15 protein-coding genes and 2 tRNA genes are annotated in these 11,950 nt (G+C 45.1%); 8 read left to right on the top strand and 9 right to left on the bottom strand.

Going from position 1 to position 11,950, the window contains the following annotated elements:
* Nucleotides 1-31: 31 nt before the first annotated feature.
* On the top strand, nucleotides 32-985 hold the full coding sequence (locus ASULF_RS03910; RefSeq protein WP_015590396.1) for a M20/M25/M40 family metallo-hydrolase: 954 nt from the start codon (nucleotides 32-34) through the stop codon (nucleotides 983-985).
* Here ASULF_RS03910 and ASULF_RS03905 read toward each other — a convergent pair whose 3' ends face one another.
* On the bottom strand, nucleotides 986-1,561 hold the full coding sequence (locus ASULF_RS03905) for a ribbon-helix-helix protein, CopG family (RefSeq protein WP_236609713.1): 576 nt from the start codon (nucleotides 1,559-1,561) through the stop codon (nucleotides 986-988).
* 218 nt (nucleotides 1,562-1,779) lie between these two features.
* Between ASULF_RS03905 and acs the strand changes: the two genes are divergently transcribed.
* The 5 genes from acs (at nucleotide 1,780) to ASULF_RS03880 (ending at nucleotide 5,778) form a co-directional block, all read left to right on the top strand.
* Entirely contained in the window at nucleotides 1,780-3,759 is a 1,980-nt protein-coding gene (acs, locus tag ASULF_RS03900; RefSeq protein ID WP_015590223.1) for an acetate--CoA ligase, read from the top strand.
* A gap of 16 nt (nucleotides 3,760-3,775) precedes the next feature.
* Nucleotides 3,776-4,360, top strand: coding sequence for an acetate uptake transporter (locus ASULF_RS03895; protein ID WP_015590394.1), 585 nt, complete (start codon nucleotides 3,776-3,778; stop codon nucleotides 4,358-4,360).
* Between the two features lie 88 nt (nucleotides 4,361-4,448).
* Complete coding sequence (locus ASULF_RS03890; RefSeq protein WP_015590393.1) at nucleotides 4,449-4,826, top strand: DUF1284 domain-containing protein; 378 nt, start codon at nucleotides 4,449-4,451, stop codon at nucleotides 4,824-4,826.
* On the top strand, nucleotides 4,826-5,257 hold the full coding sequence (locus ASULF_RS03885; RefSeq protein WP_236609712.1) for a DUF371 domain-containing protein: 432 nt from the start codon (nucleotides 4,826-4,828) through the stop codon (nucleotides 5,255-5,257). The genes ASULF_RS03890 and ASULF_RS03885 overlap by 1 nt, the downstream gene beginning before the upstream one ends.
* 5 nt (nucleotides 5,258-5,262) lie before the next feature.
* The gene (locus tag ASULF_RS03880; RefSeq protein ID WP_144060472.1) at nucleotides 5,263-5,778 is read left to right on the top strand and encodes a hypothetical protein; all 516 of its coding nucleotides are present in this window, start codon (nucleotides 5,263-5,265) and stop codon (nucleotides 5,776-5,778) included.
* 9 nt (nucleotides 5,779-5,787) lie between these two features.
* On the opposite strand, the gene albA is transcribed toward ASULF_RS03880, so the two are convergent.
* From albA to ASULF_RS03860, 4 genes are all read right to left on the bottom strand, one after another.
* Nucleotides 5,788-6,057 (bottom strand): DNA-binding protein Alba, encoded by a 270-nt coding sequence (albA, locus tag ASULF_RS03875; RefSeq protein ID WP_015590390.1) that lies wholly within the window; start codon nucleotides 6,055-6,057, stop codon nucleotides 5,788-5,790.
* 67 nt (nucleotides 6,058-6,124) lie between these two features.
* Entirely contained in the window at nucleotides 6,125-6,463 is a 339-nt protein-coding gene (locus ASULF_RS03870; RefSeq protein ID WP_015590389.1) for an SCP2 sterol-binding domain-containing protein, read from the bottom strand.
* A gap of 62 nt (nucleotides 6,464-6,525) precedes the next feature.
* Nucleotides 6,526-7,713, bottom strand: coding sequence for an acyl-CoA dehydrogenase family protein (locus tag ASULF_RS03865; protein WP_015590388.1), 1,188 nt, complete (start codon nucleotides 7,711-7,713; stop codon nucleotides 6,526-6,528).
* Nucleotides 7,714-7,984: 271 nt separating this feature from the next.
* A tRNA-Arg gene (locus ASULF_RS03860) sits at nucleotides 7,985-8,059 on the bottom strand.
* Nucleotides 8,060-8,367: 308 nt separating this feature from the next.
* Here ASULF_RS03860 and ASULF_RS03855 point away from each other — a divergent pair.
* Nucleotides 8,368-8,868 (top strand): hypothetical protein, encoded by a 501-nt coding sequence (locus tag ASULF_RS03855; protein ID WP_015590387.1) that lies wholly within the window; start codon nucleotides 8,368-8,370, stop codon nucleotides 8,866-8,868.
* Between the two features lie 700 nt (nucleotides 8,869-9,568).
* On the opposite strand, the gene ASULF_RS03850 is transcribed toward ASULF_RS03855, so the two are convergent.
* From ASULF_RS03850 to ASULF_RS03840, 3 genes are all read right to left on the bottom strand, one after another.
* A tRNA-Arg gene (locus ASULF_RS03850) sits at nucleotides 9,569-9,640 on the bottom strand.
* On the bottom strand, nucleotides 9,626-10,234 hold the full coding sequence (locus ASULF_RS03845; protein ID WP_048098304.1) for an RlmE family RNA methyltransferase: 609 nt from the start codon (nucleotides 10,232-10,234) through the stop codon (nucleotides 9,626-9,628). The genes ASULF_RS03850 and ASULF_RS03845 overlap by 15 nt, the downstream gene beginning before the upstream one ends.
* Nucleotides 10,235-10,256: 22 nt before the next feature.
* Nucleotides 10,257-10,649 (bottom strand): secondary thiamine-phosphate synthase enzyme YjbQ, encoded by a 393-nt coding sequence (locus ASULF_RS03840; protein WP_015590386.1) that lies wholly within the window; start codon nucleotides 10,647-10,649, stop codon nucleotides 10,257-10,259.
* Between the two features lie 85 nt (nucleotides 10,650-10,734).
* Here ASULF_RS03840 and ASULF_RS03835 point away from each other — a divergent pair, with 85 nt between their 5' ends.
* A complete protein-coding gene (locus ASULF_RS03835; RefSeq protein ID WP_015590385.1) occupies nucleotides 10,735-10,980 on the top strand; it encodes a hypothetical protein in 246 nt (81 codons plus the stop codon).
* 11 nt (nucleotides 10,981-10,991) lie between these two features.
* On the opposite strand, the gene ASULF_RS03830 is transcribed toward ASULF_RS03835, so the two are convergent.
* Nucleotides 10,992-11,861, bottom strand: a complete 870-nt coding sequence (locus tag ASULF_RS03830; protein ID WP_015590384.1) for a UbiA-like polyprenyltransferase — start codon at nucleotides 11,859-11,861, stop codon at nucleotides 10,992-10,994.
* Between the last annotated feature and the right edge of the window lie 89 nt (nucleotides 11,862-11,950).

Raw genomic sequence — 11,950 nt, 5'->3', positions numbered from 1 at the left:
AGATTTTAACTGTCCCACCTTAAAAGCTATTATGGTTCTATCGTTGCTAAAAAAACTTGTTCAGATTGAATCTCCCAGTGGAAACGAGGAGGAGATAAAAAGCTTTGTTAAAAACTATCTGGAAAAATTGGGATACGATGTTTCGGACTGTGAGGATTATGTGGCCATCAATACTGACAGCAACTTTCTGGTCTCAACACATCTCGACACAGTTAGAGTAAAAAGAGAATTCGATTTTGATGGTGTTTATGCTTATGGCACTGGTGTCTGCGATGCAAAAGCCAGTATCGCGGCGATGCTGAAAGCAGCAGAGAGTGTGGACTACTGCCTCGCCTTTTTCTGTGATGAGGAGGAGGGTGGAAAAGGATCCAAAAGTTTTGCAAAGGACTGGGATGGAGGGATGGCAGTAATTATGGAGCCCACATCAATGCATATAGCTTCCACGCACTATGGGAGCATAGATCTGGTTGTAGAGATATATGGAAGAAAATCTCATGCTTCAATCCCCGAAGCCGGAGAGAATGCGATAGAAAAGGCCTTTGAACTGATGATCGAGCTTAAAAAGAATTTCACAATATCTCCCTTAAAAATAGAGGGTGGAGGAGATGAATACATAATACCTGATTTGTGCAGAATCAAGTTCGATGTTTTGCTAAGCCCGGAATCGGATGTTAATAGCTCTATTGAGGTTATAAAGAGCATAGCCGGGAAATACGGGAATGTTATCGTTGAAGATGCTATTGATGGATTCTACTCTGGAGAGGTTGCAACAATTCTCGAGAGGGCAATCAGCGATTGCGGATTTGAAGTGAGGCACACCTTCATGCCATCGTGGACTGATGCCTTAAATCTCAAGCGAAAGGCGGATGTCGTAGTATGGGGCCCCGGAGATCTGAAATACTGTCACACCGAGCGGGAAAAGGTTAAGTTGGAAGATATCGAGAAGGCTGTAAGGGTATTGGTCAGGCTGAACGAATTACTGTGATTACTGTGAGCGCTGCGAGATTATCAACTTCCCAAACCCCTCATTAATCCTCGCCTTAATCCCCTGCCCCTCGAAAACCTTCTCCAGAAACACCTTCACAAACCTTTTAATTTTAGGATCGTTAAGAATCAGCGTATATACTCCATCCCGTTCTTCCTTTATCTCATACCAGTTAGCCTTCTCCACATACCTCAGTATCTTCTCTATGCTATCCAACCCTTTCATCTTGTACTGGAAAGAATGACTTAATCCGATCTCCTCCATATGCCCCCAGAAATTATGATCCTCAATCTTCTCAATCTCAGAAAAAATAACCCTCCAGTGCTCAATATCCAGAATCATATGCTGCCTCTTAGCAAGATAGTCTATCCATACCTTTATCGTCTCCATATCCACCTCTGACTTGGCAAGCTCATATCCAAAGTCTATCAGGTCTCTTATCAGTTCACTCTTGCTCTTCTCTTTCTTTTTGCACAGAATATCCAGCTTTTCTCTTGTTTCAGAATCAATTGAAATGCTTAATCTGTCAACCACAAACACTGAAAGTTCATTATCTATTTTAACTTTTTTGTTCATGAATACTCCTTTTTTAATAAATGTGGGGGTTTGCATGGAATTTTGTCAATAATTAATCGTAGATTAATATCCAATGCTGTATCGTGCCCAACAATTACGCAAAAAAGTACAGCAGTTTTCACAGATTTAATAACGATTTAACATTTTAAACATTATTAATATTAAATCATAATAAAAGTTTTATACTTAAAGACTTTAGATTTATACGGTGATAAATCATGAAAGAAACCCAGGAAACAATAGCCAGCCTGCTTCAGGAGGGTAGAACCTTCTACCCTCCTGAAGAACTTGTAGAAAACTCTAATGTAAAGAGGTTCATGGACGAACACGACATCCCCACCTACGACGAACTCCTCAGGAAAGCACAGAACATTGAGTGGTTCTGGAGCGAGATGGCCAGAGAGGTCAGCATCGAATGGTATGAGCCCTACACCCAAGTCCTGGAGTGGAACCCTCCATACGCAAAGTGGTTCATCAACGCCAAGTACAACATCGTGCACGATGCCCTTGACAAGCAGGCGAAGCTCAGAAAAAACAAGCTGGCATACATCTGGGAGGGCGAGCCCGGGGACATAAGAAAGCTAACCTACCACGACCTCTACAGAGAGGTCAACAGGTTCGCAAACGCCCTCAAAGATCTGGGTATTCGCAAGGGAGACAGAGTGACGATCTGGCTCCCCATGATCCCCGAGCTGCCAATAGCAATGCTGGCATGCGCTAAAATCGGAGCGATCCACTCTGTAGTCTTCTCGGGTTTCAGCGAGAAGGCACTCCTCGACAGAATACAGGATGCAGAGGCCAAGCTCCTGATCACAGCAGACGGCTTCTACAGAGGTGGCAAGGTAATCGAGCTGAAGAGCAGAGCAGACCAAATCCTCGATCAAACAACAATCGAGAATGTCATCGTCTACGACAGAACCAACATCAACCCGCCAATGAAAGAAGGAAGAGACCACTGGTGGCAGGATGTACTTGGCTCGAGAAAGTGCGAAACAGAGATTATGGACGCAAACGACACCCTCTTCATCCTCTACACCTCTGGCACGACAGGAAAGCCCAAAGGTGTTATCCACGCACATGGAGGCTATGCCGTTGGAACCGCATCAACCCTACACTTCATCTTCGATATCAAAGAAGATGATATCTGGTGGTGCTCAGCAGACATAGGCTGGATCACCGGGCACAGCTACATCGTTTATGCCCCCCTGATTCTGGGAGCAACCTCCGTTATGTACGAAGGCGCCCCCACTCACCCAACCCCGGCAAGATGGTGGGAAATAATAGAGCGGTATGGTGTCACAGTGTTCTACACAGCCCCAACAGCCATCAGGATGTTCATGCGTTTGGGCGAGAAGTATCCACAAAACCACGACCTCTCAACCCTCAGACTGCTCGGCACTGTTGGAGAGCCAATAAACCCCGAAGCCTGGGTCTGGTACTACAAGTACATTGGCAACGAGCAGTGTCAGATAATGGACACATGGTGGCAGACCGAAACCGGCATGCAGATGATCTCCCCATTACCAATAACTCCTCTCAAGCCAGGATCGGCAACCAAGCCCTTCCCGGGAATAGATGCAGATGTCTTCGATCCTGAAGGAAACTCCCTCCACGGCAGGAATGCTGGTGGGTACCTCGTGATAAAGAAGCCATGGCCGGCTATGCTTCGCGGTTTATGGAGGGCTGAGGAGCGTTACATCAACACCTACTGGAGCGCCTATCCAAACATCTACTTCACGGGAGATGCTGCAAGAGTCGATAGCGAGGGTTACTTCTGGATACAGGGCAGGCTCGATGATGTCCTGAATGTTTCCGGCCACAGGATAGGCAACTCTGAAGTGGAGTCAGCCCTTGTTAGCCATCCTGCAGTCAGCGAGGCTGCGGTTGTCGGCAAACCCCATGAGGTTAAGGGAGAAGCCATAGTGGCTTTCGTTGTCCTGAAGTCAGGCATCGAGCCAAGCGAACAACTCATTGACGACCTCAAGCAGCATGTCGCCAAGGAGATAGGCAAGATAGCAAGGCCCGATGAGATCTACTTCGTCCCGGACCTCCCCAAAACAAGAAGCGGCAAGATCATGCGGAGAGTCTGCAGAGCAGTAATGCTCGGCAAGGATCCCGGAGACATAACAACCCTCGCCAATCCAGAGGCTGTTGACTTTGTAAGAAAGGCTGCAAGCGGTGAGGTGTATTTTGGGTAATGTAGGGGTGTAAAATATGATAGAGCTTGAGAAATCGAATGTTGTCAAAATTTTGGATTCCACAGCGAATCCAGCTCCACTTGGATTGATGGGGTTTGGTATGACCACTGTTTTGCTGAACATACATAATGCCGGGATTTACAAGCTGGGAGCCATGATCCTTGCGATGGGCATATTCTATGGAGGTCTTGCACAGATAATTGCCGGAATAATGGAGTGGAGGAAGAACAACACCTTTGGAGCCACAGCCTTTACATCCTACGGTCTCTTCTGGCTGACCCTTGTTACGCTGATCTTAATGCCCTCTATGGGTCTGACATCCCCACCAGAGAACATAGCGATGGTCGCGTATTTCTCGATGTGGGGATTGTTCACTGCTGTGCTTTTCATAGCGACCTTGAGGATAAACAGGGCACTCCAGTTCGTGTTCCTTACACTGACAATTCTGTTCTTCATGCTGGCCATAGGCGATGCGACGGGCAGCACATTCATAAAACAGCTTGCAGGATTTGAAGGGATTGTTTGCGGACTGTCTGCGATATATGCAGCCCTCGCCCAGGTTCTGAACGAAGTATATGGGGGAGAAATAGTCCCGCTTTAATTTTTTCATTTTTAAGAAACTTCTCTAAACTTTTCTGGAAAAACTTTAAGGCGGCAAAGATAAAAACAGACTGCCTCATGTTCTGTTGATGAGGGCGAGAGGTCATCACCTGATATGCTTGCACTTCTTCAAGGGAGAGGGTTACACTGAGGAATTCGTAGATAATTTGAAAAGCTTTCTTGAAAATGTCAGGAAACAGGAGATCGAGATTGTTGTAGGGGCTGACGATGTCTGCATCGCATGCCCAAATCTTGAGGACGGCATATGCAACAAAGGCGAGGAGGACATCATGGAACTCGACCTCCTTGCTATGAACCTGCTTAAGGTAAAGCCCGGAGATAGGGTTGGATGGGCGGAAGTTGAGAGCAAACTTGATGAGATCCTGAAAATATGGAAGAGGTATGCGTGCTTCGATTGTGAATACAGCCATGTTTGTGGGAAGGACGAGAGGTGGAAGCAGAGTTGATGGTTATGCATATGAGGGAGGTTATCGTGGCAAGAGGACATGAGAACATCAGAGCAACCCACAGAACAACTCTTGAGGTAACAAAGGATAGAGAGCTGTCTTTAAGGGGAGACTGCATAGTTGGAGTGGATGCTGACAAGAGCATATCTGAACTGTCTTCCGGGTTGAAGGAAAGGCTCAAGGAAGGTTTGAAATGCAAAATAACTCTTGAATTGCCTGATTATGGTCTGAAAGAGGAATTATTTGGATTTGGAAGCGAAAAGCTAACCTTTGATCATCCGACAGATATAGTAGTCAGAAAAAGCTCTTTTGTCTGTGGGAGAACCCTGCTGGTTAAGGCGAATAAAGCTGCCAGAGACCTGAGCAGGGAGTTCGTTAGCCATCTGAGGTATCCGGAAACGGAAATCTTTTTTATTATCGAGATTGAATGATGGACATGTTGGTTGAGAGTAGGAAAGTCATCGACGGAAACCTGAGTTATGATGGCGACATCGAATTCACCCAGCCATGCAAGGTTAAGGGATTCATAAAGGCTGAGGGATACATCAAGGGGAAGTCTATAGAGGCTGAATCGTTTATTCGGGCTGAAAGCTACATAGATGTCTCGAAACACCTGCGGTCTGGGAGCTACATCACAGCTAAATCGATAAAGGCTGGAGGATACATAAAAGCGAGGAAAATTCATGCAGATAAGGTATCCGCTGGATGGTCGATCGAGGCGGATGAGATTGAGGGCGGGATAATTCAGGCAACAAAATCGATAATCTCCAAGCGGATAAAGGCCAAGGCTGTTGTGTCCGAAATTTCAAGCATTCTTGCAGACGAGATTTTCTCAGAAGACTACATCAGGGCTAAGCAAAGAATCAGTGCAAAAAAGATTGTGGCTGAGAGCATAACTGCCAGGAAAATAGAATGTGAGGATATTGTAGCCAGAGAAATTATTGAGAAATAAAAAATAAGGTTATTTGCTGAGGTAAATCTCTATCGTGGAGACATTTAATGGCTTGCCCTGGGTTGAATCCAGCTCTTCTGTGCCGATCTGGATGTCCTCTACTTTTACATTCGGCAGGAATCTGTTTCTCACGATTTCTGCCACATCTACAGCCCTGCTTATCGCTCTCCCCCTCGCCTTTATAACTACCTTGTCCACTCCCTCGTTGAACTGGGTTATTGTGGCGAGGACGTAGTTCATTACAGGCTTGTTGCCAACAAAGACCACATGCTCTGTCATTGTATCACCCCAGCAGAAAAATTTTGAATGGTTATTTAAGTTTTCCCAAAAGAAAAATTAAAGGGTTTTAGAGCTTGACCTTTTTCATAACTCCAGCGAGCTTCTGGGACTCCATTATGTTGCCCTGTATCTTGTATTTACCTGTCATGAATCCCATTATTGGGTCTTCCTCACCCTTCATTACCTTGACCCAGTACTCATCACTCGCTATGACCGTGAAATTCGGAGAGTTGGCCTCTCCTTCAACGAATTCTGCGGTGCCGTCGTCGTTGTATTTTATATAGAACTTCTCACCGTCTATATCGAACTGCACGACTCCACCCCAACCCTTCATCTCATTTTTTATCTCATCGGACTGGTTTCCAAGCTCAACAAGTTTTTTAACCAATTCCTTTGCCTCAGCCATTTAAAACACCCCCTCATTTACATTTTTAATTTTTTACAACTTAGGACCTTAAAAAATAAAAATTAGTATGGTGGCTTTCTCAATACGGCAATCTGTGATGGAACCTTTCCGTAAAGTGATCTTGCGATAACTTCCTTCTCGACCTCCTTGGTTCCTTCATATAACTCTGTTATCTTTGCATGCCTGTAGTATCTTGAAATCGGATATTCTCCGATATATCCGTATCCGCCGAATATCTGGAGTGCCTCATCACACACCTTCACGGCAGTCTTGCCGCAGTAGTACTTCGCCATCGCAGTCAGGCCAGGATCTGGCATTCCGGTGTCTGCCTGCATGGCTGCCTGAACCGCAAGCAACCTTGCAGCCTCGATTTCGGTTCTCATTCTGGCAAACTTGTCCTGTGTGAGCTGGAAGTCCTTGAGCTTCCTTCCGAAAATCTCTCTGTTCTTTGAGTACTCAAAGGCAAGCTCGAACGCTCCCTGTGCGATACCCACAGCCTGAAATGCAACTGGGATCCTCGTGGTGTTGAAGAACATCATAGCCTGAGCGAAACCGTTGCCCTCCTGCCCGACGAGGTTCTCTGCCGGAACCCTGACATTCTTGAAGTTAAGTTCTGCAGTATCGCTAGACCTTATACCGAGCTTGTTCTTGATCTTTGTCCTCTCTAAGCCCTCGCTGTCTGCCTCAACAATGAAAACACTCATTCCCTCATGCCTTTTCTTTGCATTCGGATCCGTTCTGGCAAGAACAACGAACCAGTCCGCGATGGTTCCGTTTGTTATGAATGTTTTAGTACCGTTAAGAACCCACTCATCACCATCCTTCTCAGCCTTCAGTTTTATACCAGCAACATCACTTCCGGCTCCCGGCTCGGTAAATGCTGCTCCACAAATTGCCTTCCCCTCGCACAGTGGTGGGAGGTACTTCTGCTTCTGCTCCTCTGTTCCGAAGTAGAGAAGCATTTCGGATCCGAATGTGGATGCGAGAATCATTCCAATTCCAGCATCAACTCTGAAGAACTCTTCGACCACCAAACAGGCATCGAGCATCTTCAAGCCCTGTCCGCCATACTTCTCCGGTATTCCCATACCGATGAATCCGAGTTTTACTGCCTTTTTATAAACATCCCATGGGAATTCTTCTTTCAAATCGTATTCCTCAGCTACTGGTGCGATCTCTTTTTCTGCAAACTCTCTTGCAGCCTCTTTTATGTCTTTCTGCTCTTCAGTCAAGATAAAATCCAATAACATGCTATCACCTATTATCAGTCATCGATAAAGTATTTAAAAATTTTCAAAGAATAAAGTTATTGGTTCAAATAGGGAAAAAATTTTTAAATTATCTGAAAATGGTAATAATTAATTTTGTTAGATTTTTCGCAACTTTTGAAAACATTTGGTAGGCCGTTCAGCAATCATATTTGAGCATAATCTAGCCTGCTGAATTTGAGTTGTGTAATACTTTCATAGCGTTGCTGTTATTTCTAAAAAACCCAAAAAATGTATTGAATTGTAAATTAAGCGGACCCGGCGGGATTTGAACCCGCGATCTACGGCTTAGGAGGCCGTCGCCTTATCCATGCTAGGCTACGGGCCCAGAAGAAATTCCAGTTTTATGGTATGCCGTTGAATATTTGAAGGTTTTGGTGGGTTCATATAGATCACATACGCTGATGTATCGGAGCCAATGCACATCCTGAAAGTTACTTTCCGAAATATCTGGAAAGCTGAATAGTGCTGATTATTCCAGAAAGCTCGGAGAAAGGATGGATTGTTGTAATCGTAAGGGATGGTGAGGGATCCTCATATTACTGGCAGTGGAGATAACATTCCTGAGATGATAGAAGAACTAAAACTCCTGCAATTTACCAGAAGAGCTTTATTTTAGCTACTCCCTCTGTTATTATGCGGGCACTCATATCTGTAAGCAGCAAAGAGAGTGTTGCCGAGTTTGCAGCAAAACTTGAAGAGATGGGGGTTGAGATAATCGCAACCGAAGGTACGGCAAGCTACCTCGAAAGCAGGGGGGTAAGGGTGAAGCATCTGTCTGAGATGACTGGATTAAGGGAAACACCTGAGCTCAAAACACTCTATCCTGCTGTTTACGAGGCGATATTTTCTGGGGAGATTGATATGGTGGTGGTTGATCTTTATCCGTTTGAGGATATGCCCTGCGTGGAGAATATAGATGTGGGTGGTGTTTCCCTCCTGAGAGCTGCATCAAAAAACTACAGGCAGGTTATGGCGATTTCAACTCCGGAGCAGTATGAAGAGGTTGTAGAAAATCTTGTAAATGGTGTTACGGAAGAGTTCAGGCTGAAACTTGCATGTGAGGCTTTTGAACGCATAGCAAGATATGATATGGCCATAGCTAGATGGTTCTGCTCTTTATGTTCCTCTCTATGAAACTTTGCTCCTTATATTCTCTATGGCCATCACTCCCGCCATCAACCCCACTCAAAAGCCTGTTCAGCTTTTCTACCTCTTCTCTGTATTTCTCAACCCTTTACTATAATCTTTACAAAAGTTCTGGTACTCTCTGCTCGTTATTTTTTCGTTCCAGATATCCTCTACTCTCAAGCCTGCTTAGGTGTGTTGACGACTTCCCACCTCAGGCCGGTAGCTTTGGCAAGCTCACCATCGCTCATCTCTCTGAAAATAAAATGTGGTCATGATCAGAATTCTTTTGGCATTTACGATGTCAGCTCATATCACCTTTTGCGCCATCGATTTTCCTGGTATGGAGATACCTCGAAGCCAGCACCCCTTCCGATCAGGTATACCGAGTTAAGTAGAACCCCTCCGATCTGAATATCATCCCGAGTATCAGCCACAAGAATGCAACCAGTATGTTACATCTTATTACACCTTGTACTTCTCAAGTTTGAGGGCGAGTTCACCGAGCTTGCCGCATCTTCCATGTCTCTGGATTGGACTCGGAGGTTATAAACATGCAGGAAACTCTCAGAATAAGAGTTCATAATTTTTCTGTACTCTCTCTTCCAATTCTTCAAGCCATACTGGTTGAGATGTTTGGTTGAGATGGTATCTGCCAGTTTGTTCTGGTTGTCAAAAAATATCATAACAGCAGAATAAATACTGAATGCGGACCCGCCGGGAGTTGAACCCGGGTTTGAGGCTCCGAAGGCCTCCGGGATATCCGCTACCCCACGGGTCCCCTGTTTTTCTTAAACCCCTTTCCGATGAAGTAGATTTCAGCGCTCCTCTTCCTCGATGCCTGAGGTGAGTGCATTTTCTTGAACCTGAAGTTCTTGGAAACATCTCTATAAAATTTTTCTATCTCTTCGCCCTGAAAGACCTTAACTAGGAAGTTCCCACCATATCTCAAAAACTCTTCTGCAAAGTTGTACGAGGCTCTCGCGAGGTCTATTGAGATCAGATGATCTATCGTCCACTTGCCCGTCAGCTTTGGAGCGGCATCGCTTATAACCACATCGAACTCATCGCATATCTCCCTAACTGCCCTGAAAGTCTCGTTCTTGGTTATATCTCCCCTGACAAATGTAACCCCTTCGATAGGAGGCATGGGGTTCAGATCAACAGCAACAACCTCTGCCCCGAACTTCACGGCAACCTGACTCCACCCACCGGGAGAGGCGCCAAGATCAAGCACTCTGTCTCCCTCTTTTATCAGCCTGAACTTCTTATTTATCTGGATCAGCTTGTAGGCTGCCCTGCTTCTGTAGCCTTCTTTCTTAGCCTTCCAGTAGTAGTAGTCCTGCCTGTCCTGAGATCTTCTCGGCTTGCTCATTCAGATTCTCCTATGGTTTTCTCTACTGACCTATCACCTTAACAACAACACTTCTATTTCTTGGACCATCAAGCTCTATAAATAATATGCTCTGCCATGTTCCCAGTTCAAGTCTTCCATCAGATACCGGAACAACCGCACTGTTACCGAGGAGCACTGCTCTGAGATGAGCATCGGCATTGTTATCTATTCTGTCATGGATATAACCCTGATTCTGAGGAACTAGCTTCGATAGCATGTTTTCTATATCCTTAAGAAGCCCGCTTTCACCCTCGTTGATCACTATGCCCGTGGTTGTGTGTTTCGTGTATATGACAGCAATCCCCTCTCTGATCCCACTTCTCTCAACCTCTTCAGCAACTCTGGATGTTATGTCAATGATCTCAACTCTCTTCGATGTTCTTATTTGAATCATACTGTGTAATTCTCGTAAAAATAGAAAAGAGTTTTGGGGTCTCCAAAAGGTAAAATTTTTATTTGATAATTTCTGCCTTTAACCGATGGTGATCAAGGTAATTAAATGTCCATCATGTGGAGAGGTGCTGGAACTCTCAGACATGTATGAGGGAATGGAGATTCAGTGTAGCCTATGCGGACTGTCCATGATAGTAAAGGGTGATGAACTGCTGGTACTCGATACAAACGAAGTTTACTCCATCGAGTCCCTTGCCTTTGAAGAAGAGGAGGAAGAGGAATTCGAGGAGGAGTTTGAGGAAGAATACTACGATTATGACTATGAGGAATAGATTCCGGTGTTTCACTTCAAAAGAACATTGAGTATTATTGTTCCAAGGAAAAGCGAACTTATCACAGCGTTTGAATAAAAGAACGCAAGTTGAATTTTTTTCTCATCATACTTCTCTCTTATGATGTAATGCTCGAATATCAGAAGCATGGCAATTCCAGCCAGCCCATAGGGGATTACCTTTCTTTCAACATGGAACAGGAGCGTGTAGGCAGAGATCGAGAAAAACAGGATGTGGCTTATCGCTGAAACGATTTTTGCAACTCCACTCCCGAAGTGAGCACCTATAGAATGCAGCCCATACTTTCTGTCGAACTCAACATCCTGCAGGGCATATATAATGTCAAAACCGGCAACCCAGAACATGATCCCGATCCCGAGCATGAACGGTATGAATTCGCTACCAAAAATGTTTATGGAGTCTGTTACTGCCACCCATCCTCCACCGGGAGCGTAGGCAAGGTTGAGTCCGAGAACGAAGTGCGATAAACAAGTGTATCTTTTTAAATAGGGATATACCCATGCAGTTATCGCCGGTATGGGTGAGAGCATGAATGCAGTTCTGTTTATCAGGTAGGCTGACAGGAAGTAAACGATCAGGCCGAGAAATGCGATGATGTAAGCCTCTTTAACAGAAATAATGCCCTTTGGAAGATGTCTGCTGGATGTTCTTGGATTAAGAGCGTCTATTTCTCTATCGATTATCCTGTTGATACTCATGGCAAACACCCTGAGCCCTGTAAAGGCTGTAAGGATCAGGAAGAAGATCCGGTACCCAAACCATCCATCAGCTGCTAAAAAGGCACCTGTATAGGCAAAAGGGAGAGCAAAGAGTGTATGCTCAATTTTTATGAAGTCCAGGTAGTCCTTGGCTTTAGCCATGCACCAGACTCTCGCATGAGGATTTTAAACTTTTAGGCTTTTGGACTTTGTACTCTTAGGAGTATAGGGACAACTCCATGTGGCCCTAC

The organism is Archaeoglobus sulfaticallidus PM70-1, assembly GCF_000385565.1.
GTDB classification, from domain to species: Archaea; Halobacteriota; Archaeoglobi; order Archaeoglobales; family Archaeoglobaceae; genus Archaeoglobus_A; species Archaeoglobus_A sulfaticallidus.
This window is presented reverse-complemented; position numbering and strand designations above follow the sequence as displayed.